Source organism: Flavobacterium xylosi (assembly GCF_042787345.1).
GTDB lineage: Bacteria > Bacteroidota > Bacteroidia > Flavobacteriales > Flavobacteriaceae > Flavobacterium > Flavobacterium xylosi.
The window spans coordinates 41,978-68,934 of the sequence record NZ_JBHZPZ010000016.1 but is presented as its reverse complement, the minus strand read 5'-3'; the positions used below and the strand labels follow the sequence as shown (position 1 = coordinate 68,934).

General features: G+C 33.5%; 25 protein-coding genes. 14 read left to right on the top strand and 11 right to left on the bottom strand.

The features are described 5' to 3' along the window. Nucleotides 1–157 precede the first annotated feature (157 nt). The 5 genes from ACFX5E_RS13120 (at nt 158) to ACFX5E_RS13100 (ending at nt 5,056) form a co-directional block, all read left to right on the top strand. Entirely contained in the window at nt 158–1,885 is a 1,728-nt protein-coding gene (locus ACFX5E_RS13120; protein ID WP_379855610.1) for a phospho-sugar mutase, read from the top strand. After that, the gene (locus ACFX5E_RS13115; protein ID WP_379855609.1) at nt 1,885–3,714 is read left to right on the top strand and encodes an ABC transporter ATP-binding protein; all 1,830 of its coding nucleotides are present in this window, start codon (nt 1,885–1,887) and stop codon (nt 3,712–3,714) included. Before ACFX5E_RS13120 ends, ACFX5E_RS13115 begins: the two co-directional genes overlap by 1 nt. Nucleotides 3,715–3,788: 74 nt before the next feature. Continuing rightward, entirely contained in the window at nt 3,789–4,037 is a 249-nt protein-coding gene (locus ACFX5E_RS13110; RefSeq protein WP_379855608.1) for a hypothetical protein, read from the top strand. Continuing rightward, entirely contained in the window at nt 4,037–4,354 is a 318-nt protein-coding gene (locus ACFX5E_RS13105; protein ID WP_379855607.1) for a type II toxin-antitoxin system RelE/ParE family toxin, read from the top strand. The genes ACFX5E_RS13110 and ACFX5E_RS13105 overlap by 1 nt, the downstream gene beginning before the upstream one ends. Then, a complete protein-coding gene (locus ACFX5E_RS13100) occupies nt 4,355–5,056 on the top strand; it encodes a hypothetical protein (RefSeq protein WP_379855606.1) in 702 nt (233 codons plus the stop codon). It abuts the gene before it with no gap. Nucleotides 5,057–5,067: 11 nt separating this feature from the next. Here the strand turns inward: ACFX5E_RS13100 and ACFX5E_RS13095 are convergent, their stop codons facing one another. The 3 genes from ACFX5E_RS13095 to ACFX5E_RS13085 form a co-directional block, all read right to left on the bottom strand. Continuing rightward, on the bottom strand, nt 5,068–5,790 hold the full coding sequence (locus tag ACFX5E_RS13095; protein WP_379855605.1) for a hypothetical protein: 723 nt from the start codon (nt 5,788–5,790) through the stop codon (nt 5,068–5,070). A 125-nt stretch (nt 5,791–5,915) separates the two neighbouring features. Further along, the gene (locus ACFX5E_RS13090) at nt 5,916–8,381 is read right to left on the bottom strand and encodes a TonB-dependent receptor (RefSeq protein ID WP_379855604.1); all 2,466 of its coding nucleotides are present in this window, start codon (nt 8,379–8,381) and stop codon (nt 5,916–5,918) included. Between the two features lie 12 nt (nt 8,382–8,393). Then, nucleotides 8,394–10,091: a M23 family metallopeptidase gene (locus ACFX5E_RS13085; protein ID WP_379855603.1), complete on the bottom strand. Its 1,698-nt coding sequence runs from the start codon at nt 10,089–10,091 to the stop codon at nt 8,394–8,396. A 179-nt stretch (nt 10,092–10,270) separates the two neighbouring features. On the opposite strand from ACFX5E_RS13085, the gene ACFX5E_RS13080 reads away from it, so the two are divergent. From ACFX5E_RS13080 to rny, 3 genes are all read left to right on the top strand, one after another. Then, entirely contained in the window at nt 10,271–10,561 is a 291-nt protein-coding gene (locus ACFX5E_RS13080) for a hypothetical protein (protein WP_379855602.1), read from the top strand. 8 nt (nt 10,562–10,569) lie between these two features. Further along, entirely contained in the window at nt 10,570–10,863 is a 294-nt protein-coding gene (locus ACFX5E_RS13075) for a cell division protein ZapA (protein ID WP_379855601.1), read from the top strand. Nucleotides 10,864–11,070: 207 nt separating this feature from the next. Then, nucleotides 11,071–12,633: a ribonuclease Y gene (gene rny / locus ACFX5E_RS13070; RefSeq protein ID WP_379855600.1), complete on the top strand. Its 1,563-nt coding sequence runs from the start codon at nt 11,071–11,073 to the stop codon at nt 12,631–12,633. Between the two features lie 79 nt (nt 12,634–12,712). Here the strand turns inward: rny and xerD are convergent, their stop codons facing one another. The 4 genes from xerD to ACFX5E_RS13050 form a co-directional block, all read right to left on the bottom strand. Continuing rightward, nucleotides 12,713–13,642 (bottom strand): site-specific tyrosine recombinase XerD, encoded by a 930-nt coding sequence (xerD, locus tag ACFX5E_RS13065; RefSeq protein WP_379855599.1) that lies wholly within the window; start codon nt 13,640–13,642, stop codon nt 12,713–12,715. 76 nt (nt 13,643–13,718) lie between these two features. Continuing rightward, a complete protein-coding gene (locus ACFX5E_RS13060; RefSeq protein ID WP_379855598.1) occupies nt 13,719–14,225 on the bottom strand; it encodes an outer membrane beta-barrel protein in 507 nt (168 codons plus the stop codon). 60 nt (nt 14,226–14,285) lie between these two features. Further along, nucleotides 14,286–14,876, bottom strand: a complete 591-nt coding sequence (locus tag ACFX5E_RS13055; RefSeq protein WP_379855597.1) for a hypothetical protein — start codon at nt 14,874–14,876, stop codon at nt 14,286–14,288. Between the two features lie 138 nt (nt 14,877–15,014). After that, a complete protein-coding gene (locus ACFX5E_RS13050) occupies nt 15,015–15,605 on the bottom strand; it encodes a porin family protein (protein ID WP_379855596.1) in 591 nt (196 codons plus the stop codon). 361 nt (nt 15,606–15,966) lie between these two features. On the opposite strand from ACFX5E_RS13050, the gene ACFX5E_RS13045 reads away from it, so the two are divergent. The 3 genes from ACFX5E_RS13045 to ACFX5E_RS13035 all read left to right on the top strand — a co-directional run bounded on the left by ACFX5E_RS13045 (nt 15,967) and on the right by ACFX5E_RS13035 (nt 19,607). Beyond that, nucleotides 15,967–16,530 (top strand): porin family protein, encoded by a 564-nt coding sequence (locus ACFX5E_RS13045; RefSeq protein ID WP_379855595.1) that lies wholly within the window; start codon nt 15,967–15,969, stop codon nt 16,528–16,530. Nucleotides 16,531–16,608: 78 nt separating this feature from the next. Then, a complete protein-coding gene (aroQ, locus tag ACFX5E_RS13040) occupies nt 16,609–17,025 on the top strand; it encodes a type II 3-dehydroquinate dehydratase (RefSeq protein ID WP_379855594.1) in 417 nt (138 codons plus the stop codon). A gap of 95 nt (nt 17,026–17,120) precedes the next feature. Then, a complete protein-coding gene (locus ACFX5E_RS13035; protein ID WP_379855593.1) occupies nt 17,121–19,607 on the top strand; it encodes a DUF5686 and carboxypeptidase regulatory-like domain-containing protein in 2,487 nt (828 codons plus the stop codon). Between the two features lie 72 nt (nt 19,608–19,679). On the opposite strand, the gene ACFX5E_RS13030 is transcribed toward ACFX5E_RS13035, so the two are convergent. The 4 genes from ACFX5E_RS13030 to ACFX5E_RS13015 all read right to left on the bottom strand — a co-directional run bounded on the left by ACFX5E_RS13030 (nt 19,680) and on the right by ACFX5E_RS13015 (nt 23,176). Then, nucleotides 19,680–20,549: a cation diffusion facilitator family transporter gene (locus tag ACFX5E_RS13030; protein WP_379855592.1), complete on the bottom strand. Its 870-nt coding sequence runs from the start codon at nt 20,547–20,549 to the stop codon at nt 19,680–19,682. 109 nt (nt 20,550–20,658) lie between these two features. Further along, nucleotides 20,659–21,969, bottom strand: coding sequence for a UDP-N-acetylglucosamine 1-carboxyvinyltransferase (gene murA / locus ACFX5E_RS13025; protein ID WP_379855591.1), 1,311 nt, complete (start codon nt 21,967–21,969; stop codon nt 20,659–20,661). 106 nt (nt 21,970–22,075) lie between these two features. Continuing rightward, complete coding sequence (locus ACFX5E_RS13020; RefSeq protein WP_379855590.1) at nt 22,076–22,801, bottom strand: DUF4290 domain-containing protein; 726 nt, start codon at nt 22,799–22,801, stop codon at nt 22,076–22,078. A gap of 90 nt (nt 22,802–22,891) precedes the next feature. Continuing rightward, nucleotides 22,892–23,176, bottom strand: coding sequence for a DUF493 family protein (locus tag ACFX5E_RS13015; protein WP_379855589.1), 285 nt, complete (start codon nt 23,174–23,176; stop codon nt 22,892–22,894). A gap of 147 nt (nt 23,177–23,323) precedes the next feature. Here ACFX5E_RS13015 and ACFX5E_RS13010 point away from each other — a divergent pair, with 147 nt between their 5' ends. From ACFX5E_RS13010 to fmt, 3 genes are all read left to right on the top strand, one after another. Further along, a complete protein-coding gene (locus tag ACFX5E_RS13010; RefSeq protein ID WP_379855588.1) occupies nt 23,324–23,863 on the top strand; it encodes an AAA family ATPase in 540 nt (179 codons plus the stop codon). A gap of 85 nt (nt 23,864–23,948) precedes the next feature. Beyond that, complete coding sequence (locus ACFX5E_RS13005; RefSeq protein ID WP_379855587.1) at nt 23,949–25,844, top strand: RecQ family ATP-dependent DNA helicase; 1,896 nt, start codon at nt 23,949–23,951, stop codon at nt 25,842–25,844. After that, nucleotides 25,844–26,791, top strand: a complete 948-nt coding sequence (gene fmt, locus ACFX5E_RS13000; RefSeq protein ID WP_379855586.1) for a methionyl-tRNA formyltransferase — start codon at nt 25,844–25,846, stop codon at nt 26,789–26,791. Before ACFX5E_RS13005 ends, fmt begins: the two co-directional genes overlap by 1 nt. Nucleotides 26,792–26,957: the final 166 nt, after the last annotated feature.

Genomic DNA, 26,957 nt, shown 5'->3' with positions numbered 1-26,957 from the left:
GCCCTGATTGCAGTGGAAATCCTTTTTTGAGATTTTTACCGAAAAAAAGATTGTAGCGGAAAGCAGGAAACAGCTACTAAAAAAAATCAAAATTGTTAAACGAGATAACTATTTTGAAATTTTAAACTAAAAATTCAGAAACAAATAAATCTATAAAATGGATATCAAACAAAACATTTTGGATGCAGTAAATGAATGGCTTACGCCTACATTTGACAATGAAACACATATAGCCATCAAGGAATTGATGACGACTTCTCCTAAAGAACTGGAAGAAAGTTTTTATAAAAACCTGGAATTTGGAACAGGCGGAATGCGCGGTGTTATGGGCGTTGGGAACAATCGCATCAATAAATACACGCTTGGTAAAAGCACGCAAGGTCTTTCCAACTACATGCATAAAGTGTTCCCAAACAAAGATTTAAAGGTTGCTATTGCTTACGACTGTCGTCATAATAGCGATACTCTGGCAAAGGTAGTTGCTGACGTTTTTACGGCAAACGGGATTACGGTTTATCTGTTTTCAGAATTAAGACCGACTCCTGAATTGTCATTTGCGGTTAAATATTTAGGCTGTCAAGCGGGAATTGTACTTACGGCTTCGCACAATCCGCCAGAATACAATGGTTACAAAGTATATTGGGAAGATGGCGGGCAAATTGTTCCTCCGGAAGATGAAGCCATCATTAATACTATTGAAAACTTAAATTATAATGAAATCAAGTTTTCTGCCAATGAAGATTTGATCCATTATATTGATACCGATATTGACAAAGCATTCATAAAATCCTCGATTGCAAATGCAAGTTTTGACACTTCGGCAGAAGCCAAAGAAAATCTTAACATCGTTTTTACCTCTTTGCACGGAACTTCAATCACATTAGTTCCTGATACTTTAGCGCAAGCAGGGTACACGAATGTACATATTGTTGAAGAACAAAGAGTTCCAAATGGTGATTTCCCAACGGTAAAATCTCCAAATCCTGAAGAACCGGAAGCATTAGCAATGGCAATTGCGTTGGCGGATAAAACTAATTCGGATATTGTTATCGGGACAGATCCTGATTGCGACCGATTGGGTGTTGCTGTTCGAAATAATGAAGGACAAATGACCTTGCTTAACGGAAATCAAACGATGATTTTGATGACTGCTTTCTTACTGGACCAATGGAAAAAAGCGGGAAAAATTAACGGTAAACAATTTGTGGGCTCTACGATCGTTTCTACTCCTATGATGATGGAATTAGCCACCAGTTATGACGTAGAATGCAAAGTGGGATTGACCGGATTTAAATGGATTGCCAAAATGATTAAGGACTTCCCGGAGTTGGAATTCATTGGTGGCGGTGAAGAAAGTTTTGGATACATGGTGGGCGATGCGGTTCGTGATAAAGATGCGGTTGCTGCTACTTTATTAGTTTGCGAATTGGCTGCCCAGGCAAAAGCAAAAGGAAGTACTGTTTACAAAGAATTACTTCAATTATATGTTGACAATGGTTTCTATAAAGAATATTTAGTTTCATTGACTAAAAAAGGAATGGACGGTTTACAGGAAATCAATCAGATGATGATTGACATGAGAGAAAATCCATTAAAAGAAATCAACGGACAAAGAGTGATTATGCTGGAAGATTATCAATCTTCAACGGCAAAAAACTTATTGACAGGCGAAGTAACAAATATGGATATTCCAAAATCGAATGTGCTTATTTACTACACGGAAGACGGTTCTAAAATTTGCGCCAGACCAAGCGGAACCGAACCAAAAATAAAATTCTACATCAGTGTGAACACGGAATTGGAATCTGTGGAAGATTTTAACGAAGTGGAGGCTGTTTTGAATGAAAAAATTAAAAATATTATTACTGCAATGCAATTGAACTAATGGACAAAAGCTTATTAAAATTAATTCCTTATACAAAACCTTACAAGTCCCATATTACCTGGAATGTGATATACAACATCTTGTATGCCTTGTTTAGCACTATTTCTATGCTAACACTTCTTCCGGTGCTTGAAGTGCTTTTTGGTAAAACCAAGACGATACTAAAAGAGCCGGTTTATACCGGAATAGGAAATATAAAACAGTTTGGTTCGGATTTTATGTATTACAAAATTTCAGAATTAACTAAAGAAAACAGCATTCAAGTTGCGTTGTTATTTGTTGTTTTGATGGTTATAACAACATTCTTATTCAAAAATTTATTTAATTATCTTGCTTCGCATCACATTATGCATTTAAAGAATGGTGTTTTACGGGATTTGAGAAAATCGATGTACGATAAAATAATAGAGTTGCCCATTTCTTATTATTCTGAAAAAAGAAAAGGAGATATTATGGCTCGAATGCTTGGCGATGTCAATGAAGTACAGAATTCCTTTTTCTCTATATTAGAACTTGTCGTAAAAGAACCCTTAACTATTGTTTTCGCATTAGTTACGATGTTTTTTATCAGTGTGAAATTAACTTTATTTGTTTTGGTTTTCATACCTATTTCGGGATTAATCATTTCAAAAATCGCTAAAAATTTGAGAGCGCAATCCTTGCAGGCACAAAAAGAAAGTGGCTTTCTAATTTCTATTGTTGATGAAAGTTTGAGCGGATTGAAAGTTATAAAAAGTTACAATGCTGAACGTAATTTCAAAAGGAGATTTTACGATTCAGTAACACGATTGTTGAATTTGTCAAACAGTATCGGAAGCAAAAACAACTTAGCAACACCTTTGAGTGAATTTTTAGGAATTACAACTATTGCCGTTTTACTTTTTTATGGTGGAAATTTGGTGCTTGTTGAAAAAACATTGGAAGGCTCTGCTTTTATCGTTTATCTGACTTTGGCTTTCAATATTCTTACGCCAGCGAAAGCAATCTCTAAAGCGTCGTACTCCGTTAAAAACGGATTAGCAGCTGCAGAACGAGTTTTTGAAGTTTTAGAAGTCGAAAATGAAATCACCTCAAAGGACAATGCAGTAGACAAAAAAACTTTTGACTCTACTATAACAATCCAAAATATTAATTTTAAATACGAAGACGAAGCGGTTTTAAAAGACTTTTCATTGGAAGTAAAAAAAGGTCAAACTGTAGCTCTTGTGGGACAATCCGGAAGCGGAAAAAGTACCATTGCTAATTTACTGACTCGTTTTTATGATGTGAATGAAGGAACGATACAAATCGATGGTATAGACATAAAAGACATGACTTTGCATTCCCTTCGTGATTTGATGGGATTAGTAACTCAAGACAGTATTTTATTTAATGACACCATAAAAGCTAATATTTCACTTGGTAAACATGACGCGACAGATGAAGAAATTGTCGAAGCTCTAAAAATTGCCAATGCTTTCGAATTTGTAAAAGACCTACCTCTTGGAATTCATACCAACATCGGCGACAGCGGAAACAAACTTTCAGGCGGTCAAAAACAAAGATTGTCTATAGCTCGTGCCGTTTTAAAAAATCCTCCAATTATGATTTTGGACGAAGCAACATCTGCCTTAGATACGGAAAGCGAAAAATTTGTGCAAGTAGCATTAGAAAACATGATGCAAAACAGAACTTCTATTGTTATTGCGCACCGACTTTCTACTATTCAAAAAGCAGATTCAATTGTGGTCATGAAAAAAGGAAAAATTGTGGAACAAGGAAAACATGAGGAACTCATGGCAATGAATGGTACTTATAGCAAATTAGTAAATCTGCAGTCTTTTGAGTAAATTTAGGATTTACGAATTAAGATTTCCGTATAACGAATGATTAAATTTTGTATTTTTGATAAAACATTTTCGCTATGAAAACTACTTTAGAAAAAAGAAAAATAAATTTGGTTCAAAATTTCCTAGCTTTAGATAATACTGAAACCATATCTAAAGTAGAAGTTTTGCTCAAGGAGGAAAAAGCACGTATCTACGAAGAATCTATTTCGAAAAAAATGACGCATTCCGAACTAGGGAAATTACTAGAACAATCTGAAAAAGATTTTGAAAACGGTGATTTTAACTCTATTTCAGAAGTAAAATCAATGATGAAAAACTGGTAATGAAAGTATTTTGGTCCAAAACTGCGTTATCCCAGTTAAAAACTATTGCATACCATAATCCTTTTTGTTCTCCAAAAAACCTATCGGATAAAATTTTTAAACGAACAATCCTACTTAAAAAATTTCCAGAAATGGGTTCGCTTCAAAAATTTACAAAAAATACCAAAATTTACAAAACACACAAATACCGCTACTTAGTTGAGGGTAATTATAAAATTCTATACTATATCTCCGAAAACAACATTCGAATTTCGCTTGTTTTTCATACAAGCCAAGAACCTGAAAAACTATCCCAGTTTTTAGAAAACGACCTATAAATGTACCTAAATAATCCAAATATAAAACTGCCCGAAGATCCAAATACAGTCGTTTGGAAATACCTGGATTTGTCTAAGTTTTTGGATTTATTGATGTCTCAAAAGTTATTCATGTCCCGTTCTGATAAATTTGAGGATCAGTACGAAGGGACTTTTAGCGAACCCACATTCGAAGAAATCAGAAAGCTTTCCATTGACAATCCTGACTTTTTAAACTATTATAAAACACATCGGGAAAAAGTAGCAATTAGCAGCTGGCACATCAATGAATACGAATCGTTTGCCATGTGGCAGATTTTCACGCAAAACAGTGAAGGCTTGGCAATTCAATCCACAATTGGACGTTTGCAGGAGTCACTTGTTCCAGAAATAAATTTCAAGCAATATATCGGGGAAGTAAATTATATTGATTACAAAAAAGAACACATTCCGTTTGATGACATGTTTTTTCCTTTTTTATTCAAACGGAAAAGTTTTCAATATGAAGGCGAAGTACGTATTATCACAGACATTGGCGAAAGCGAAATCAAAATTAATGAAGGATTGAAAATCAATGTAAATATAAATCAGTTGATCGAAAAAATATACATTCATCCCAAATCCGAAAACTGGTATAAAAATCTGGTTATCCAATTAGTAAAACAACTTGGATTCGATTTTACCATCGAAAAATCCGATTTAGAGAGTGAAATTTTGATTTAAAATAACACAATCTAAACTGGTTTGTAACTAATTACTTTCCAGTTTTTTTTAGACAAATCGACATAGTTGTAATGCACCACATCCATTTTATCCAGTTGCCCGTTTTTATTAGTATCCTCAACAGTTCTAAAATACAAACAATTTTTAGATTCCACCAATTTCCAATCGATTAACTCCTGATAACTGTCCGATATTTTAGTGAGTTTACCTCCACTTATTTCGCTAAGATATAAAGCTTTAATATCGCTCGTATCTAATTTACCATCCTTATTGGTATCCATATCAACCATGGTGTAAACCATAATTTGGTTTTTGGTTTTGTCTGATACTGATTTTAAATAGGTTGCCGTTTGAATTAAAACTGGTTTATCAGTCAATGTTTTTATAGAATCGGAATCTACACGCTGAAATTTTAAATTCTGTAAAAACCCGGTAATTTCATTTTCTCCGTAATTAGATATTGTAAAACTCAAATCATTCACGCTGGAAGATCCGTATCTTGTTTTGATCCCTTTTTCACGGATACTTAAATCCCCAACGGGATGAATCAAATAATCGGTTCCTTCCATCTGAATAGGTAAATCGGAAATTGCTATTAAAGTAGAATCCGTTTTTGCAATACCCTTTCCTCTATTCGAGGCATCATAGCTAACTTTTGGTTTTTCTCGATCTTCTTTACAACTGGCAAGAAGCAAAACGATTAATCCTAATAAAACGATATGTGAATTTTTCATGATGGTATACTATTTATAATAAATTCAAATGTAATCATTTTTAAAAATGGTAACGACATTCTTTGATTGATTTATATAACAGAAATAGTTTAAACTATTGTTAAAATATGACTATTTCGTCCCAGTTATAACTTCGCATTCAATTTTACATTAAAAACTCTGGTTGTCATATAATTTGGAATTGCATATTGATTTTTGGAATACACATCTCGAACCCAAGTATTCGTAATGGCATTTTGATTGTTAAAAAGATTAAAAATCTCTAAACCTATTTCTAATTCTTTAAAGCTTTTTAACCAACTTCTGTCAATATTAGTGCTGTTATTAATAAGTACTTTAGAAAACCCTACATCAGCTCTGCGGTAATCTTTGAGTCTGTTTTGGTACAAATAAGGATCTGCGTAAGATGGTGACCCACCAGGTAAACCAGTATTATAAACCAAATTCAAATACAATTTAACACTCGGAATGTTAGGCATAAAATCTTGGAACAAAAGTCCAAATTTTAATCTTTGATCCGTTGGTCTGGCAATAAACCCTCTATCGGCGCTGTTTTCTTCTGTTTTTAAGTAGCCAAAACTCAACCAAGATTCTGTTCCGGGAACAAACTCTCCATTCAATCTGACATCTAATCCCTGAGCATAGGCTTTAGCATTATTTGTAGCCGCGTAACGGATGCGTACGTTGTCAATCGTGTAGGTATTTACATCCGTCAATGATTTATAATACAACTCCGACACTAGTTTGAAAGGACGATTCCACATTTTGAAACTGTAATCATTACTCAAAACAATATGAACGGATTGCTGTGCCTTCACATTAGGTTGCACTACTCCACTGGCGTCTCGCAACTCTCGATAAAATGGCGGTTGATGATACATTCCTCCAGAAAGTCTAAAAACCATATCCTTTTCCCAATTGGGTTTTATGGCAAATTGTGCTCTTGGACTAATCGTTATCTGTGACTTGCTAACTATATTGTCACCCAAAACTTCCCAATTATGCAGTCGCACCCCAGCATTATACCAAACTTCACTGGAACCTATGCGATCTTTACGACTCCATTGCGCATAACCTGAAAACCTGTTGATGGTATTAAAATTAGTAGCTCTCACATTTTGGTACGGAACAAGAGGTCCTGTATAGGAAGAGTAAGGTTGATCATTTTTAGGCAAAATTACAATTGGTGGGTTTATAGAAAAACCAGCTGAATCGATTACTTCCCACTCTACTACTCTGTCTCGAATGGATTCCCGCGTGTATTTGACTCCCCATTCCAATTGGTTTTCTTTCCAATCATAGATTCCTTTTACCTCCGTATTTACAATTAAGGCATCTAAATCGTTTCGAGCATGATTCAATTGGGTACCTATTCCTCTGGCAAAATTAACATCACCATAGGTTTCAGAACCAATATTAGCATCCACTTCTCCCAAACGGTATTGCGCAAAAATATCAAAATATTCCTGTTCTAAAGTATGAAAAACCGATCCGATAAATTTTAAAGTAAAGTTGTTATTTACTTTAAATGTAGACTTTACAGCTCCAAAATATGTGTCATATTTATCTTTCTCCTGTCCCTCATAATAAATCAAAAGTGCCATGGGATTATCAAGCGTGCCAAAATTAGTTTGGCGACTTAATGGCTGATATTGGTATTTATTCTGAGAAATATTTCCAAGGAAACTCCACTGCCATTTAGAAGAAGCCTGATAATTTATGTTGGTTTGAATATCTGCAAATGACGGTGTAAAATTGGTTTGAGTATCCTGACTTTTAACCAAAAGACTGTTATCGCGATACCTTACTCCAGTAATAACTGACCATTTTCTATTTTTAGAAACGGCATCTACAGCCAGGCTTCCGCCAAGAAGACTCGCTTCTAGAGTAGCTCCAAATTTAGTTGGCTTTCTATAGGTAATATCCAAAACAGAAGACAGCTTATCTCCAAATTTAGCTTGAAAGCCACCGGCAGAAAAGTCCACATTTTGTACCAAGTCCGTATTTGTGAAACTTAATCCTTCTTGTTGTCCGGAACGAATAAGAAAGGGACGATAGACTTCAATTTCATTTACATAAACCAAATTCTCATCATAATTGCCACCACGAACCGCATATTGTGTACTCAGTTCATTATTAGAATTTACTCCTGGCAAGGTTTTTAAAATATTCTCAATACCGGCATTAGCTCCAGGTATTTTCCGAATAACTTCGGGCTCAATTGTAGTAATTCCTTGAATTCTTTTTTTGTTTTTGGATACAACGATAACTTCTCCCATTTGCTCCTGATAATCATTCATTACCAAGTTAAACTCATACTCTTCATTCGGTTTTAAGAAAATTGAAACGGTGGACTTTTTTAAAGAAATATGCGTAAAAATAACAACTACTTTTCGATTGGCAGGAACCGACAATTCAAAAAATCCATTTGCATTAGATTGTGCAGAATTACCAAGACAAACAACATTTACGTTATCAATAGGCTGGTTATTTGCGTCAAGGACAATTCCATTTATTCGAGCATTTTGGGCAGTTGCAACAAACCCAACACAGAAAAAAAAGAAAACAAGTATTAATCTATTCGTACTCAAATGATTTGGTTTTTATTTTTTTTGGCTTCTAAAAAAATGAGTCGCAAAGGTAGACGAATTTCCTACATTATCAATTACAACTACTTTTAATTCATTACGTCCTTCAGCAACAATACCATCGCTAAAATTGTGAGTGATTTTTTTAGTTTTATTATCATATTCAAATAATATCCAGTTTCCATTTAAATAGCCATTATATGATTTTAAGCCTGATAAACTATCACTTATAGCAAGTTGAATTGTCTTTTGGTCACTTAACCATTTTCCTTCAATTGGTTTTGCTATGTTAATTTTAGGAGCAACTGTGTCCAGAACTAAAGCAAACTGACCCAATGTTTTTGACTTTGCAGTAAATAAACTATCCTTACGAAAGGTAGGAAGGTAGCTTATTTTTTTTCCTTGAATCATACCAATGAACAGCTTGTTTTTTTGAATCTCACTGTATTTGGTGCCTTCTATGGATATGGTAAAGTTAGTATGAGCCGGAACGGTATCATCATGAAGAAATAAAGTGTCGTTTTTTACATCAAAATTCATATCAAAATCATCATAGAAAGTCCCAGCAGGAAAGAAAACAGACATATTCCCTTTGGCAAAATTGCAATCTTTGTTTGCTTTGACAAAATAATTAGACACAACTGGCTCCTTGTCAATAATAGTGGACAATAAATCATACTGAATAGGAATTGAAACCGTGCTTTTATTTCCATAAAAATCAGAAACTTCAATACGACAAACAGCTGCTAAATTTGGAACTGCCGAAAATACTCCATTACTCTCATCAGTTTTGACGATACTCAACCCATATTTATTTTTCATAAATAATTTCTGAACCCTTTGCCCCATTTTTTTATACCTCGAATAATCAATGAGCGCATTAACATATCGCATTTCATCAAAAGAATAGGTGTCGAATTGGTAACCGAAATTTGGTTTTCCGTTATAAAAAGACTGCACCTTAAAGACCCCATTTATATTGAAAGAAACATCATCATAATCGAAAGTTGAAATACCGAAACCAATTTTCCCATTGGAAAGCACTTTCTCGGACAGGTAACTTCCATCTTTTTGCAAAGATAAATTTAACAATAAAGGACGTTTCGCATGATTGACAGTAGTTCTGGAATCTAATGGATAAACATAAACAGATGAAATAACCGGTCTTTTTGCATCTTTTATGTTTTTATCAAAACCAAAAAGCATAGGATTTATAACTTTTTCCGACTTGGTATCCCGAATCTCAAAATGTAAATGCGGCCCTTCAGAAGCGCCTGTATTTCCTGAAAATGCAATTACTTGGCCTTTCTTGACAACCAATTGTTCTGGCTTAAGAAACATTTCGATCTCAAATGATTTGTCCTTATAATGGGTCTTCTTAATGTAATTTTCAATTGAATCATTCCCGTTTTGCAGATGTCCATATACCGAAGTAAATCCGTTGGGATGGGCGATATAAATTGCTTTTCCGTTACCGAAAGTAGAAATTTTTATTCTGGACACATATCCATCAGCAATTGCATATACCTTTAATCCTTCTTTTTGCATTGTTTTTAAATCAAAACCCGCATGAAAATGATTGGGTCTTAATTCTCCAAAATTCCCTGAAAGTTGAATCGGAACATCAAGTGGCGAACTAAAATAATCTTTTGGGTAATCCGTTTGAGCAAAAAGAGCGTTGCTCAATAAAAATAAAAAAATAAAAAGTTTCATTGGGGTAGATTTTTGCTAAGATAAAAAAAAACCAGTTAATAAAAATCAGAAAAGAAATCAAATCACAACCTGCTGAATTACATATAATTGATTATTTTAACGTAAAAAAATCAATAAAATATTGCAAAAATAAAAAGGAATACTAACTTTGTAATATTAAGTAATGAATTAGGAACACAATGAGTGTAATTGCAGAAATAATTGATACTCTTGAAAATAAGGTTGAAAAGCTTTTCATGAAAATGAAAAGTTTAGAGCAAAACAGTCAAGATTTAAAAATTGAATTAACTAAAACTGCACAGGTCATACAAACTCAATATCAAGAGATTGAAGCGCTAAAAACGCAGTGTGAAACACTCAAAGTGGCAAATGCATTACTAGGCAGTGACGAAAATAAAAGAGATACAAAGCTTAAAATAAATTCATTAATTCGCGAAATTGATTACTGTATAGCGCAACTATCAGATTAATAAAAGATATGGACGAAAAGCTTAAAATTAAAATATCAATTGCAGACAGAGTCTATCCGTTAACGGTTGATTTGTCTCAGGAAGAAGGCCTTAGAAGCGCTTCAAAGAAAATTGATGTGATGATTAAGCAGTTTGAAGAAAATTATGCAGTTCGTGATAAACAAGACGTATTAGCCATGTGTGCTTTACAATTTGCATCACAATCAGAACAAAAACAAATTGATAATGCTATTGATGGTGACGAAACCATTGAAAGAATTAAAAAAATCAATGCGCTTTTAGATCAATATCTCGACAATTAAACGTTCTTTACAAAAGACTAAGATACTGCCTACATTAGTTCTCATTTGGTAAACTCAACACTAACAATTTAGAATGAGCAAATCATCGTTACTATAACAAGCCAATTCAGTTTGGAAGTTTGAACAACGAGTTAGCTCAAAACTTGTCTTTCCGAGTTTATTCAATCTCACTAATGTAGGCTTTTTTATATATAAATTTTAACAAACATGGACATAGTAACGATCATCATTTCAGGAATTATAGGTATTGTAGGAGGTTTTGGAATAGCCAAAATAATTGAAAAAAGCAATATTTCTAATTTGATTAAAAATGCTAAAAAAGAGGCAGCATCAATCTTAAAAGACGCTAATCTCGAAGCTGAAAACATAAAAAAAGATAAAATACTTCAAGCAAAAGAAAAATTTATCGAACTGAAATCTGAACATGAGCAAGTAATCCTTTCTCGTGATAAAAAAGTAGCTGAAATTGAAAAAAGAATTAGAGACAAAGAATCTCAAATTTCTAATGAATTATCAAAAGCAAAAAAGGTTAATGATGATTTCGAATCAAAAACTTTAGAATACAACTCTAAAATAGAAATTCTAGACAAAAGACAAACTGAAGTTGACAAATTACACAAAAGCCAATTGCAGCAGCTGGAAGTTATTTCTGGTTTATCTGCCGAGGATGCTAAAAATCAACTGGTAGAAGGTTTGAAAGCGGAAGCTAAAAGCAAAGCAATGTCGCATATTCAAGACACTATTGAAGAAGCGAAATTGACAGCCCAACAAGAAGCGAAGAAAATCATTATCAATACTATCCAAAGAGTTGGAACTGAAGAAGCAGTAGAAAACTGCGTTTCAGTATTCAACATTGAATCTGATGATGTAAAAGGTAGAATTATTGGTCGTGAAGGTAGAAATATTAGAGCATTAGAAGCTGCAACTGGAGTTGAAATCATCGTAGATGACACACCGGAAGCAATAATCCTTTCTTGTTTCGATCCAGTTCGTAGAGAAATTGCACGTTTGGCATTGCACAAATTAGTAACTGACGGAAGAATTCACCCAGCTCGTATTGAAGAAGTTGTTGCAAAAACAGCCAAACAAATTGATGACGAAATTATAGAAGTTGGTAAACGTACCGTTATTGATTTAGGAATACATGGATTGCATCCTGAATTGATAAAAGTCGTTGGACGTATGAAATACCGTTCTTCTTACGGACAAAATTTATTACAACACTCCCGCGAAGTTTCTAAACTTTGTGGAATCATGGCAGCTGAATTAGGTTTGAATGTAAAATTGGCCAAAAGAGCCGGTTTATTGCACGATATTGGTAAAGTTCCAGATGCAGAAAGTGATTTACCTCACGCTTTATTAGGAATGCAATGGGCCGAAAAATATGGTGAAAAAGAAGAAGTTTGTAATGCAATTGGAGCTCACCATGATGAGATAGAAATGAAATCTTTATTATCTCCGATTATTCAGGTTTGTGATGCTATTTCAGGAGCCAGACCGGGTGCAAGAAGACAAGTATTAGATTCTTATATCCAACGTTTAAAAGATCTTGAAGAAGTAGCTTACGGATTCAGTGGAGTGAAAAATGCTTATGCTATTCAAGCCGGTAGAGAACTTCGTGTTATCGTAGAAAGCGAAAAAGTTTCAGATGATAATGCTGCTACTTTATCTTTTGAGATATCACAAAAAATACAAACAGAAATGACCTATCCAGGTCAAGTCAAAGTAACTGTAATTAGAGAAACCAGAGCGGTAAATATTGCGAAGTAAATCCCCTCCCGGCCTCCCCGAAGGGAAGGAGCCTAAATGATTAAAAAAAAAATGATTAGCTTGAGCTAATCATTTTTTTTTATCCCTCCACTTCGGGGAGATCAGAGTGCGGATTCTTTCTGGGATGAAAAGTATTAAGTACTTCCGTTAAAAATTTCCTGTCAAGATGCACATAAATCTCAGTGGTAGTTATCGACTCATGACCCAGCATTAATTGAATAGAACGCAAGTCAGCACCATTTTCCAGTAGATGAGTCGCAAAAGAATGCCGCAAAGTATGTGGACTAATATTTTTATTCAAATTTATTTTGAAAGCTAAATTTTTAATAATTGTAAAAATCATTGCCCGAGTCAATTGTTTTCCTCTTCTGTTTAAGAATAAAGTATCTTCAAATCCTTTTTGAACACTAAGCTGGGTTCTATTATTGTTTTTATAAATTTCAATGAATTTTTTAGTCAAATCCCCAATAGGCACAAAACGCTGCTTATTTCCTTTACCCGTGACTTTTACGAATCCTTCTTCAAAAAACAAATCAGAAATTTTCAAAGAGGCCAATTCCGAAACTCGAAGTCCGCAACCATAAAGCGTTTCCAAAATAGCCCGATTGCGTTCTCCCTCGTTCGAGGTTAAGTCAATAGCCGCAATGAGGGTGTCAATTTCATCCGTAGTTAAGGTATCCGGAAGCTTTCTACCGGTTTTGGGTGTTTCAATCAATTCAAGAGGATTTGTAGTACGGTAATCTTCAAATATCAAATAGCTAAAAAAGCTTTTTAATCCTGAAATAATTCTGGCTTGAGAACGGGGATTAACTTGTTTTGAAACACTATAAATAAATTGTTGCAGCGTTTCTTCTCCTATTTGTATTGGAGAAACTGCAATTTCATTTTCAGTAAGAAATAAACGCAATCTATCAATATCAAAAGAATAATTTTCGATAGTATTCGTTGACAAACCGCGCTCGATTTTCAGATACGATTGATAGTTTTTGATGTATGAATTCCAATCCATGTTCACAAAGTAAAGCTTTTTAAGACATAAAAAAACCTCTTAAATAAGAGGTTTTAAAATATTTTATAAAATAGAATTAGAATCTATAACCAAGACCAACATACAAACCGTTGAGTTTACTGCTAGAATTATCATCGCTTAACTTTAAAAAATTAGTCAAACCCAAATTATATTTTGCATCTATTGATACATTTTCTGTTAAATTATATGAAACTCCGAAATCTAAGCCAACATTGACTGCATTATTTTGATCAGCACTTGTAAAAAAACCTAAATTGGGTCCTGAAAAGATTTTGACACTATCAAAAATTTCATATTTAGCATTAATCAATACTTGTACTTGATTAAAGTCTTTAAGGGAAACATACAGTATTTCAGGTTGCAGATGAAATTTTTCTGAGATTTCTGCATCAGCAAATACCCCTATATAAACACCCTTTTTTGTTTCGGTTCCTGAAACATTTGCATATTTAAATTTAATTGAAGCGAAATCAACTCCTGCCTTTACTCCATATCTAGTGTCTTGGGCATTTGCAAATCCAAAAGCAAATACTGCCGCAGCAGTTAATATAATTTTTTTCATATATTATTCTTATGGTTATTGAATTCAAAAACAAGAGATATATAATCCTACGAATAAATTTTATTTACCCCATTTACCACCACCAATATAAAATCCTAAATGGATTCCCACGTATGTATTTGAAACTGTCCCTCTATTGTTACCATTCATATCTTGTAAAGTAGATTCAGGCACTAGATTATATTCTAGTCCCATTCTAAATTTTCCCCACTCAAAGCCACCTCTTACTAATGCTCCCATTTTACCGCTTGCAGCTATATTTACATTTTCAGTATTACTTGTATCATCAAATTCAACATTTGCAATACTGTAATATCCAACACCACCACCAAGGTAAGGAACAAAAGATTTTCCAGATTTATTAAAATAATAATCATAAGTAGCAACATAAGACCCATTAGCAGAAACTTTGGCGCTTGTGTTAATACCAGAATCATTTACATCTCTGACTATTCCTGCAGCGCCTATCCGTAAACCCACATTCATGTTGTCTTTAATATTGTATTTTGGCTCAATAGAGACGAACAGACCAGCTCCACCTTTTGCAGGAACAAATCCAAAATCTAAACCAACTCTGAATCCACCTTCTTTTTGAGAATATCCATTTGTAAAAACCAAGAATACAGCAACTGCTAAAATTATTTTTTTCATTTTCTGATATAATTAAAATTTAAAATTTTTACTACAAAAATAACAATAAATGTTAAAAATCAAAATGTATTAAAAAAATGTTTTATCCATAAAAAAACCTCCCGAATTGGGAGGTTTATAAATTTATTTCTAAAAATATTAGAATTTATATCCTAAAGAAACTTGAAAAACAGAATTTTTTGATTCCGATTCTCCAAGAAATAGATCTTCTTGTATTCGTGTTAAGCCTAAATTATAACGTGCGCCAAGCATAAATTTTTCAGCAAAATAATAGCTGGCGCCAAACCCCAAACTTACATCAGTTGACTTCACCTGATCTTTAATGTCCTCAGATACTCCGCCAGACTTTGCTTTAGCAGATACCAGAAAACCAATTTGAGGTCCAAATTCAAGACTAAAGGTATTAGCCACATAATACTTGGCCATAATTGGAATATTGATATAGTCTAATTTCAAATCTCCATCATCGCCACCAGATTCCAATTTTACTCCTTGGGCAGAATATAGCAATTCAGGCTGAATGGCAAATTTATCACTTATCATAAATTCTCCAAAAAAACCTAAGTTAAATCCTATTAAAGATTTTGAATTTAAACCATCTTGATCGGTATTAGTAACTGAGGAAACATTCAAACCTCCCTTAACTCCAAAAGACATATCTTCTTTGTCTTGAGCGTTCACAGAACCAAATGTAAAAACTGTTACTAATAATAAAGTAATTTTTTTCATGATTAATTATTTAAAATTTATACATGCAAAGGTAAAAAAAACCAACCTTTGATTTATTGTTAATGACTTAAACTCGTTGACTATCAATATATTAAGATTAAAAACTTACTAAATAACAAAAAGTAAGATTTAATTTTCATTTTTTGGCATGAAAAATGTAATAACACAAGAAACAATTATGATATTTGGTGTTAGTAAATAGCAATTAATAAAAAAAATACTGCCTCAAAATTTTACCAAATAAACTCATTTTCTGTTTATATATATTTCTGACAATTGTTATGTTTCATAAAAATGCGCAATAATTGTCTTAATAGAGAGTTTTAAGTTTAAATAATTAATACAAATTAAATACCATTTTATGAAAAAGACAATCTTATTTACCGTTTTACTTGTTGCAATATCAATGAATATGCAAGCACAATTAGTTAAATTTGGAATTAAAGGTGGAGTAAATTATGCCAATCAGAATGGCTCTGATATCACCGTAAACAGTACGAATTACCAAACAGATGCTATTACAAGTTATCATGCCGGTTTAATTGCTGAAATCAAACTTGTGGATAGTTTCTCTATACAGCCTGAATTGCTGTACTCTACACAAGGTGCTACTTACAAAACTGCAGTGGAAGAATTTCGAAACGAATTAGGCTATTTATCAATTCCTGTATTAGCAAAAATCAATTTGAATAAATTTGTCAGCCTTGAACTAGGACCACAAGCTTCCTTTTTGTTGAGCGAAAGAAACAATGTCAATTTTAAAGACCCTGAAACTTTTGAGTTTGCAGTAGTTGGAGGATTGGGTCTAAATATTACTAAGAATTTATTTATACAAGGACGTTATGGTTTAGGATTGACAGATGCCTCAAAAGATGCACAAGTTAAAAACTCTGTTGTTCAAATTTCAGCAGGTATTAAGTTCTAAGAAAATTAAAATAAATATATTTATTAAAACCGTTCCATAAATTGGAACGGTTTTTTTATTTTTACAAAAACAACCGCAATGAAAATCAGTATCATTAATGGGCCAAATCTCAATCTTTTAGGGAAACGTGAGCCCGAAGTATATGGAAATCTAACTTTTGAAGAGTATTTCACTACTTTACAAATTAAATTTCCTGCGATAGAATTCACCTATTATCAAAGCAACATAGAAGGAGAGTTAATTGATAAAATTCAAGAATTTGGTTTTTCTTTTGATGGAATTATTCTAAATGCCGGTGCTTATACACATACGTCTATAGGTATTGGTGACGCTGTAAAAGCCATAACCACACCCGTTGTTGAAGTGCATATTTCAAATACTTTTTCTCGCGAAAGCTTCAGACATCAATCTTATATTTCGGGTAATGCAAAAGGAGTTATTCTTGGATTTGGTTTGAAAAGTTATGAATTGGCAATACTGTCTTTTTGTAGTTAGGCAACTTAATGCACAATTAATAGGTTTAGGAATTTAACAAAACTTTAGGGGGCTACTTTTTTACTTCGTGTATTTTTGTGAAAGAAAAAACCTTCATGAAAAAAATTACTTCTCTCTTATTTTTATTCTTATCCATTTATTCCAATGCGCAAATCAAAGGAATCATTTCCGACGAAAATGGAAATCCGTTACCATTTGTAACTGTTTTTGAAGAAAACACCTATAACGGAACAACTTCAAACGAGCAGGGAAAATACGAATTGAAGATCCGAAAAACGGGCAGCTATATTCTTATTTTTAAATTTTTAGGTTACCAAACCAAAAGAGAAACCGTCAACATTAAAGAATTCCCATTTCTTTTAAATATAACTTTATCAGAAGAAAACTTCACTTTAAATGAAGTCATAATCAACAAAAAAAATAATCCTGCCATAGCAATTATAAAAAGTGCCATTGCAGCTAAAAAAGAAAATTCGGAAAAAACAGCGCGATACACAGCCGATTTTTATTCTAGGGGATTATTCAAGATCAAGGATTTACCCAAGAAAATAATGGGAATGAAGGTTGATATAGGCGATAACATGGCTTCGAATCTTGATTCAACGGGAAGTGGTATTTTATATTTGTCGGAAACGGTTTCGAAAATAGCTTTTGAAAAGCCCAATAATTTAAAAGAGAAGGTTGTTGCTTCCAAAATTTCAGGAAATAACAAAGGATATAGTTATAATACAGCAAAATCATCTACCTATGATTTTTATAATAATGCTTTAGAGTTTGGAATCAGCATGATTTCACCCATTGCAGATAATGCTTTCAATTATTATAAATACAAACTTGAAGGCACTTTTTTTGAAAACAACCAGCAAATCAACAAAATAAAAGTTATTCCAAAGCGTGATATAGAACCCGTTTTTGAAGGATATATTTATATTGTCGATGATAGTTTTGCAATTTATGCCATAGACCTTGACATAAAAGGATACAGAATGAAAAATGAATTTACCGAGGCAATGACTTTAAAACAAAACTTCAGTTACAATTCTAAAAACAAAATTTGGTCAAAAAACTCTCAAAGTCTGGCTTTTAATGCCGGAGCATTTGGAATAAAGTTTTCTGGAAAATTCAATTATGTGTATACCAATTATGAATTTCCTCTTTCTTTCGAAAAGAAAAATTTTGGAAATGAAATTTTGAGTTTCGAGACAAATGCCAATAAAAAAGAGGATGCCTTTTGGAATACCATTCGGCCAATTCCATTGACAATAGAAGAAAGTAACGATTATATAAAGAAAGACAGCCTTCAAACCATCAGAAAATCCCAAAAGTATATGGATTCAATTGATGCGAAAAACAATAAATTCAAATTTATGGATTTAATAATGGGTTACGATTACAAAAACACTTTCAAAAAACATTCCTTTAAATACAATGGATTATTGGATTTGAGTTCGTTAAGTTTCAATACCGTTCAAGGTTATAGTCTTAATTCCGGTTTTGCTTTCAAAAATTGGGATGAAGAAAAGGGAAAAAACACTTCGATAAGTACCACTATCAATTATGGTTTTTCAGAAGATCGACTGCGAGTTATCGGTGAATACAGACATCAATTTAACAATCAGAATTATGCTGTTTTATCTGTAGCTGGAGGAACAAAAGTAAATCAATTCAATAGCAGTGAGCCTATTAGCAATTTAATCAACTCGATTAGTACATTGTTCTTTAGAAATAATTTCATGAAATTATACAATAAAGAATTTCTACAAATAACCTACAGTCAGGACATTGCAAACGGATTGAACCTTAACGGAAAACTGGAATATTCGCAACGAAAACCGTTATTTAACACCACCGATTATTCTTATTTTAAAAGAAATGAATTATTTTCTTCTAACAATCCATTAAACCCAACCGATTTTATAAATGCTGGATTTGACCAGCATCACTTGACAAAATTTACTTTGAATGCCAAAATCAATTTTGGAAACAAATACATATCACGTCCCGATGGAAAATTCAATATTAGAAATAATAAATATCCAACTCTTTATTTGGGTTATGAAAAAGCATTTGCCGGAAGCGAAAAAAAATATGAATTGGATCATCTGAGCACAAGATTGTTTTATGATGTGACAATAGGAAACAAAGGAAATTTTGCAATGAATCTAAAAGCGGGTAAATTCTTTAATGCTGAGAATATCTCTTTTGTAGATTACAAACATTTCAACGGGAATCAAACGCACATTGGTGGAACAGCACGTTATTTGAATGTTTTTAATTTATTGCCTCATTACTCTAACAGTACAAATGACAGTTATTTTGAAGCGCACATGGAGCATAGTGATAAAGGATATATTATGAATAAAATCCCTTTATTGAATAAACTGAAATCTACAATGGCATTAGGATTCCATACCCTTTCGATACCCAATTCAAAACCTTATTCAGAGGTCTCTATTGGTCTTGATAATCTTGGTTTTGGAAAATTCAAACTGTTTAGAGTTGATTATGTTCGTTCTTACCAAAACGGCTACAAAGGTGATGGTGTTGTTTTTGGTTTAAAAGTCTTAAATGTTCTGGAGTAAATTTACAGATTATTTTATAAATAAAAAACGGAGCAGGTTTTTGAATCTGCTCCATTTTTTTATATTTTATAATTAATAATTAGGTTCAACATGAATCAAAACATGCCCCAATTCCGGCAGTTTTTCTCTTAAGGTGTCTTTCAATTTATGAGCTAAATCGTGCCCTTCTTTCACAGTGATATTGCCATTTACAATAGCATGCAGATCCACATGAAATTTCATACCCGCTTTTCTGATGAAACATTTTTCGGTATCGATAATTCCTTCTACCTGAAGAGATACTTCTCTAATACTATCAATTAAATCATCATAAACATGCTCGTCCATAATTTCTCCAAGAGCAGGCCTAAAAATCAAATAGCTGTTAAACAAAATAAAACCAGCGGCAAAAAGTGCAGCCCAATCATCAGAAGACTCATAGCCTTTTCCTAAAATTAAAGCGACAGAAATTCCAATGAATGCAGCAACAGAAGTTATAGCATCGCTTCTGTGATGCCAAGCATCAGCCTTCAAAGAGGAACTATTGGTCTCTATACTTCTTTTCATTACCACTCGAAAGGAATATTCTTTCCAAATAATTATTGCTCCAAGTACATAAAGAGTCCATGATTTAGGCAAATCATGCGCTGTCCCAATATTATTAATACTTTCATACGCTATGATTGTAGCTGAAGTAATTAAAAAGCCAACGACCAAAAAAGTAATTAACGGTTCCGCTCGACCATGGCCGTAAGGGTGATTTTTATCGGCTGGTCTATTTGAATATTTTATCCCGAACAACACTAAAAATGAAGCAAAAATATCAGTTGTGGATTCAATCGCATCCGCTATCAACGCATAAGAATTTCCGAAAAAACCCGCTAAACCCTTTATAATTGCCAAACATATATTTCCAACGATACTAAAATAAGTAGCCTTTATTGCTGTTTGTTCGTTTGACATGATTGTTGTTAAAATTAGAAAAATTAAAATCGTTTAAATAAACCTAATTGAATGTTTCTATTCAGAATCTCTTAGGTTTACTTAAACAATTTTTATAATGATTTTGAGTTTATGCTCGAATAATGTTAGCTCCAATGGCTCTCAATCGTTCGTCTATACGTTCGTATCCTCTATCTATTTGTTCAATATTTTGAATAGTACTTGTTCCTTTTGCCGAAAGCGCTGCAATCAATAACGAGATTCCAGCACGAATATCCGGTGAAGACATTGTGGTAGCTTTCAACTGTGATTTAAAATCGTGTCCCATAACAACCGCTCTATGCGGATCACACAACATGATTTTTGCTCCCATGTCGATCAATTTATCAACGAAAAACAATCGGCTTTCAAACATTTTTTGATGAATCAAAATATCTCCTCTTGCTTGTGTGGCAACTACTAAAACTATACTCAATAAATCGGGAGTAAATCCAGGCCAAGGTGCATCTGCAATGGTAAGTATGGAACCATCAATATCTGTTTTTACTTCATATCCATCAAGGTGAGCAGGTATGAATATATCATCCCCTCTTTTTTCTAAAGTGATTCCCAATTTTCTAAAAGTATTTGGAATAACACCCAGATTTTCCCAGCTTACATCTTTTATGGTAATTTCGCTTCTGGTCATGGCCGCTAACCCAATCCATGATCCAATTTCGATCATATCAGGAAGAATTCTATGCTCACAACCACCTAAACTATCAACTCCTTCAATAGTCAATAAATTAGAACCAACACCCGTAATATTTGCTCCCATAGAGTTCAACATCTTGCAAAGCTGTTGTAAATAAGGTTCGCATGCTGCATTATATATCGTTGTTCTTCCTTTTGCTAAAACAGCTGCCATCACAATATTAGCGGTCCCGGTTACGGACGCCTCATCAAGTAGCATATCAGTTCCTGTTAATCCATCCGTAGCTTCAACGCCATAAAAATGATCTTCTCTGTTGTAACGGAATTTTGCTCCTAAATTAATAAAGCCTTCAAAATGCGTATCTAATCTTCTACGGCCTATTTTATCTCCGCCAGGTTTTGGAATGTATCCTCTGCCAAAACGAGCCAATAATGGTCCAACAATCATAATAGATCCACGTAGCGATCCTCCCTCTTTCTTAAAAGCTTCTGTTTCTAAATACTGAACGTTTACTTCATCTGCTTGAAAAGTATATGACCCAGACCCAATTTTCTGAATTTTAACTCCTAGATTTCCTAAAAGCGTGATCAGTTTATTGATATCAATAATATCAGGAATATTATTGATTGTAACTTTTTCCGGAGTTAAAAGAACTGCACACAAAATTTGCAATGCTTCATTTTTGGCTCCTTGTGGAGTGATTTCTCCCTTTAGAGGAATGCCACCTTCTATTTTGAAAATTCCCATTTTTTAAAGTTATGAGTTATAAATTATTAGTTATGAGTTAAAAAGTTACGAGTTAAAAGTTAATGCAAAAAAAATTCATAACTGATACTCCTAATTTATAACTGACTTACAAAGGTTTTCTGTTTTGATTTTTGTGAATCGGGTTGGGTTTCCCAGTTTTTAAATTCTTGTTACTCAGAATTTTTGGCTGTCCAACAGGTAAAATTTTATTCGACACCCGTTTATTGGTTCGTAATAAATCTGTAGTATTCAATAGTTCCTCTGTACTTTGAATTAAATTCAATTTTCCATCGGATAGTTCATATAAATGTTCAAAAATAACATCATCCTTTACGGTGTCTTTGTTCCAACTCAAATAGGATTTTTTCATGTGATTCGCAATAACTTTCACTAATGCATTTTTCATTTCGCCTTCCTCCCATTTATTGGCCACATCAATCATGTACTTTATGTTGTTGCCATAATATCTGTATTTTGGGAAATTTTGAGGATATTGCAAGACATCTGGTTTCAGTTGTAAAACTTCACGTGAAGGAATTGGATACGGAGAATCAGCAACTAATTTAAAATCAGACATAATAAAAATCTGATCCCATAACTTATGTTGAAAATCAGGAACATCTCGCAAATGAGGATTTAAACTTCCCATAACCTGAATAATGTATTTTGCGGCTTTGTTCCGCTCCACATCATCTTCAATTATAGTTGCCTGATCGATTAGCTTTTGCAAATGACGTCCGTATTCCGGAATAATCAAATGAGATCGCTCCGCATTGTATTCCAAATGGTGAACAACATCGTTCGAGTTTTCTTTTATATATTTTGAATTCATATTCGAATGTATGTATTTTTGATTTTGTATGCTACTATTCCCGAAGATATATAATCCTTAGAGTGTATCATATAAAATTAATTTCTTATTTTAAAGAGAAACAATACCTTTGATTGTAGAAACTTCCAGGTATTTATCTACTATTTCTTGCGCATCTTTCACAGTGACGTCAACAGATAGACTGGTAAATTTTCCAGTTTTGGATTTAGTGGTTTTTATAACCGCACCCATGCAATCAAATGCCAATTCAACGCGTTCCACGTTATCATCTACAGTTGGCACAATAAATTTAAATAAGTACAATGCTGGCCATGTATTACTCATATCCAACTCCACTTTTAATCTATCGTAAAATTCTTCGGTCTCTTTGTCCATTTTCTTTTAAAAAATAAAGGCAAATATACGGTTTCAAAAGTAAATTATGAATTTTGAATTATGATTTTTTGTCTAATATTATTTTAACAGCAATCAATTTTTTAAATCCCGATAAGTTTAAGTAAATTTGCGCCTTATTTTTTAAAGGTGCAGAAAGAAATCATAGTTATCATTGGCGGTCCTGGAACAGGAAAAAGTACTATCATAGACGGATTGATAGCTAACGGATATTGTTGTTACCCCGAAATTTCTCGGGAAGTAACCTTGGAAGCTAAAAAACAAGGAATCGAACAATTGTTCCTGGAAAAACCGTTGTTATTCAGCGAATTACTTCTGGAAGGAAGAAAAAAACAATTCCAAGATGCGTCCCAGGAACCTCATGATATTGTATTTATCGACAGAGGAATTCCGGATGTTCTAGCCTATATGCACTACATCGGGGACAGTTATCCTGATTTTTTTGATGCTGCCTGCCGGGAACATACCTACTCAAAAATCTTCATTCTTCCGCCTTGGGAAGACATATACATTAGCGATGGCGAACGTTACGAAAACTTCGAACAAGCCAAAATCATCTATACGCATCTTGCTGAAACCTATCAAAATTACGGGTACGAACTCATAGAAGTGCCCAAAGACACCTTAGATAACAGAATTCTTTTTATCTTAGATGAAATTTCTAAATAAATTTCGAATTACAAATTGGGATTTACGATTTTTTTTCATCTAGTATAACTTAAAATCTGATCCCGAAGTTTCGGGACTGTAATCTATGCAAGAAGCAGTAGCTATCCTTCGAAAATATTGGAAACATGATAAATTCAGGTCACTGCAAAACGAAATTATTAATTCTGTTTTAAGCGGTCAAGACACTTTTGCATTGATGCCAACCGGCGGTGGAAAATCGGTATGTTTTCAGATTCCAGCGATGATGAATGAAGGCATTTGCCTGGTAATTTCGCCTTTGGTAGCTTTGATGAAAGATCAAGTCGCTAATTTACAAAAGCGAGACATAAAAGCGATTGCTCTAACGGGGGGTATTCGATCTGAGGAAATGATTGACCTGCTGGATAACTGCCAATTCGGAAATTATAAATTCCTTTATTTATCACCAGAACGACTTCAATCAGACTGGATATTGGAAAGAATAAAAAACCTTCCCATAAACTTAATTACCATAGATGAAGCACATTGTGTTTCGCAATGGGGACACGATTTTCGTCCTGCCTTTTTAAAAATTTCCTCCCTAAAAACACATTTTCCAAAAATACCTTTCTTGGCTTTGACCGCAACGGCAACGCCGAAAGTAAAGGAAGATATCATCAACGAATTAGGATTGCATGAACCACAAATTTTCGAAAAATCATTTGCACGGGAAAATATCGCCTATATGGTTTTTGATGTAGAAGATAAACTTTTCAGAATCGAACAAATACTGAAGAAAAATCCACAGCCTTCAATCATCTATGTTCGAAATAGGAAATCGTGTTTAGATGTTTCCGCGCAACTTCAGTCTTTAGGTTTTAAAGCAACTTATTATCACGGCGGACTTTCGTCCAAAGAAAAAGATAAGAACATGCAGTTGTGGATGAATGAAGACGTACAGGTAATTATTGCCACGAATGCCTTTGGAATGGGAATTGATAAAGCCAATGTAAAAACGGTAATTCACATTCAACTACCGGAGAATTTGGAAAATTATTATCAGGAAGCCGGTCGTGCAGGAAGAAATGGTGAAAAAGCATATGCTGTTTTATTGACAAGTCCTTCCGATATCCTTCAAACGGAGAGCCAGTTTATAAACATCCTCCCCGACAAAAAGTTTCTGAATCAAATGTATGTCAAGCTTTGCAATTATTTTCAAATCGCTTACGGAGAAGGAATCAACGAACAATTCACTTTCAATTTGAATCATTTTTGTTTAAAATATGGTTTTCCTATATTAAAAACATACAATGCTATGCAATTTCTGGACAGACAAGGCATAATTACGCTGTCTCAGGAATTTTCCGAAAAAATCACCATGCAATTTTTAATTCCTTCAAAAGAAGTAATTCGGTATATGAGTTTGAATCCAAATGATGAGGAAATTATCTTGGCAATATTGCGAACGTATCCGGGAATTTATGAGATGCAAACTGCTTTTAATTTAGAACTGATTGCCAAAAAATCGCATCATGCAGCCGCAGAAATACATGCCGTTTTAAAAAAATTGAAAGAGAAAGACATTATTGAATATTATTCGAAAAATAATGATGCCACATTAATTTTCAATGAAGTTCGGGAAGATGAACGAACCATCAGTAGAGTTTCTAAATATTTAGAAAATCAAAATCAATTAAAAAAGGAACAACTCAAAGCCGTAGTTGGCTATATCAGTGAGAAAAAAGTTTGCAAGAGCAAATTAATTTTGAATTATTTTGGGGAAAAAGCCAATACCAATTGTGGTATTTGTTCGTATTGCATCACCAAGAAACAACGAAAACCAGATGTCATTTCACTTTCAAAAGAAATAATAACTTTATTGCAAGCCGAAGATTTAAACTCCAGAGACATTCAAAACAAAACTAAAAATAGTCCGGACGAAGTTATCTTTGTATTGCAACATTTACTGGAAAATAATGCAATACTTGTAAAACCAAACAATAAATATACTTTAAAATCATAATGGAAAAATTACGAATTGTTTTCATGGGAACACCTGAATTTGCAGTAGGAATTCTGGACACCATAATCAAAAACAACTATGAGGTTGTTGGCGTCATTACCGCTGCGGACAAACCGGCCGGTCGTGGACAAAAATTGAAATATTCAGCAGTAAAAGAATTTGCATTAGCAAACAACCTTACTTTATTACAACCTACAAATCTAAAAGACGAAACTTTTTTATCCAAATTAAAATCCCTAGATGCTAATTTACAGATTGTGGTTGCTTTTAGAATGCTGCCAAAAGTAGTTTGGGAAATGCCTTCACTGGGTACATTCAATCTCCACGCTTCCCTCCTTCCTAATTATCGTGGTGCCGCACCCATAAATTGGGCAATCATAAATGGAGAAACTAAAACGGGTGTGACTACCTTTTTTATCGATGATAAAATTGACACGGGAGCTATGATTCTAAGTTCAGAAATCGAAATTAGAGAAACCGAAAATGCAGGACAACTACACGATCGATTAATGGACTTAGGCAGTAAAACAGTTAATGATACTTTGAAACTTATAGAAGAAGGAAATGTGTGTGCTGTTATTCAAGCTGAAAATGCAGACATAAAAACGGCATACAAACTGAATAAAGAAAACTGCAAAATAGATTGGACAAAACCAGCTGCGGAAATAAATAATTTAATACGAGGACTGAGTCCTTATCCGGCAGCCTGGTGTTTCTTTGGAGACAAAAATGAAGAGTGGAATTTGAAAATTTATGATGCAAAAGTTATTTCGGAAGGTCATTCCTATGCAATAGGTCAATTGATTTGTACCAAAAAAGAAATGAAAATTGCGGTAGCAAATGGATTTATTCAAGTATTAAATTTACAATTTCCTGGAAAAAAAAGGATGACGACGGCCGAATTACTGAACGGAATCTCTTTTACTGAAAATGCAAAAGCCTATTAACCTCAGTAAAATGGGAGTTTATCGATGATTTTAGCACTTAAAATAGTGCTTTATGAACAAAAAAAATAAGTTATCAACAAAACGAGCTAAAAATAGAGAAAACACTTGCAAGGAACGTATTTCCTACTAAATTTGTGTATTAACAATTTTTTTTAACCAACAATTA

Bases quoted from the DNA above. Each gene is read 5' to 3' on its own strand.
- ACFX5E_RS13100 (WP_379855606.1), top strand. From the start codon at position 4,355: ATGTACCTAAATAATCCAAATATAAAACTGCCCGAAGATCCAAATACA.
- ACFX5E_RS13050 (WP_379855596.1), bottom strand. From the start codon at position 15,605: ATGAAAAAAATTACTTTATTATTAGTAACAGTTTTTACATTTGGTTCT.
- ACFX5E_RS13095 (WP_379855605.1), bottom strand. From the start codon at position 5,790: ATGAAAAATTCACATATCGTTTTATTAGGATTAATCGTTTTGCTTCTT.
- ACFX5E_RS13110 (WP_379855608.1), top strand. From the start codon at position 3,789: ATGAAAACTACTTTAGAAAAAAGAAAAATAAATTTGGTTCAAAATTTC.
- ACFX5E_RS13085 (WP_379855603.1), bottom strand. From the start codon at position 10,091: ATGAAACTTTTTATTTTTTTATTTTTATTGAGCAACGCTCTTTTTGCT.
- ACFX5E_RS13020 (WP_379855590.1), bottom strand. From the start codon at position 22,801: ATGAATTCAAAATATATAAAAGAAAACTCGAACGATGTTGTTCACCAT.
- ACFX5E_RS13045 (WP_379855595.1), top strand. From the start codon at position 15,967: ATGAAAAAGACAATCTTATTTACCGTTTTACTTGTTGCAATATCAATG.
- rny (WP_379855600.1), top strand. From the start codon at position 11,071: ATGGACATAGTAACGATCATCATTTCAGGAATTATAGGTATTGTAGGA.
- xerD (WP_379855599.1), bottom strand. From the start codon at position 13,642: ATGGATTGGAATTCATACATCAAAAACTATCAATCGTATCTGAAAATC.
- ACFX5E_RS13035 (WP_379855593.1), top strand. From the start codon at position 17,121: ATGAAAAAAATTACTTCTCTCTTATTTTTATTCTTATCCATTTATTCC.
- ACFX5E_RS13005 (WP_379855587.1), top strand. From the start codon at position 23,949: ATGCAAGAAGCAGTAGCTATCCTTCGAAAATATTGGAAACATGATAAA.
- ACFX5E_RS13080 (WP_379855602.1), top strand. From the start codon at position 10,271: ATGAGTGTAATTGCAGAAATAATTGATACTCTTGAAAATAAGGTTGAA.
- murA (WP_379855591.1), bottom strand. From the start codon at position 21,969: ATGGGAATTTTCAAAATAGAAGGTGGCATTCCTCTAAAGGGAGAAATC.
- ACFX5E_RS13060 (WP_379855598.1), bottom strand. From the start codon at position 14,225: ATGAAAAAAATTATATTAACTGCTGCGGCAGTATTTGCTTTTGGATTT.
- ACFX5E_RS13030 (WP_379855592.1), bottom strand. From the start codon at position 20,549: ATGTCAAACGAACAAACAGCAATAAAGGCTACTTATTTTAGTATCGTT.
- ACFX5E_RS13055 (WP_379855597.1), bottom strand. From the start codon at position 14,876: ATGAAAAAAATAATTTTAGCAGTTGCTGTATTCTTGGTTTTTACAAAT.
- ACFX5E_RS13105 (WP_379855607.1), top strand. From the start codon at position 4,037: ATGAAAGTATTTTGGTCCAAAACTGCGTTATCCCAGTTAAAAACTATT.
- ACFX5E_RS13015 (WP_379855589.1), bottom strand. From the start codon at position 23,176: ATGGACAAAGAGACCGAAGAATTTTACGATAGATTAAAAGTGGAGTTG.
- aroQ (WP_379855594.1), top strand. From the start codon at position 16,609: ATGAAAATCAGTATCATTAATGGGCCAAATCTCAATCTTTTAGGGAAA.
- ACFX5E_RS13115 (WP_379855609.1), top strand. From the start codon at position 1,885: ATGGACAAAAGCTTATTAAAATTAATTCCTTATACAAAACCTTACAAG.
- ACFX5E_RS13120 (WP_379855610.1), top strand. From the start codon at position 158: ATGGATATCAAACAAAACATTTTGGATGCAGTAAATGAATGGCTTACG.
- fmt (WP_379855586.1), top strand. From the start codon at position 25,844: ATGGAAAAATTACGAATTGTTTTCATGGGAACACCTGAATTTGCAGTA.
- ACFX5E_RS13075 (WP_379855601.1), top strand. From the start codon at position 10,570: ATGGACGAAAAGCTTAAAATTAAAATATCAATTGCAGACAGAGTCTAT.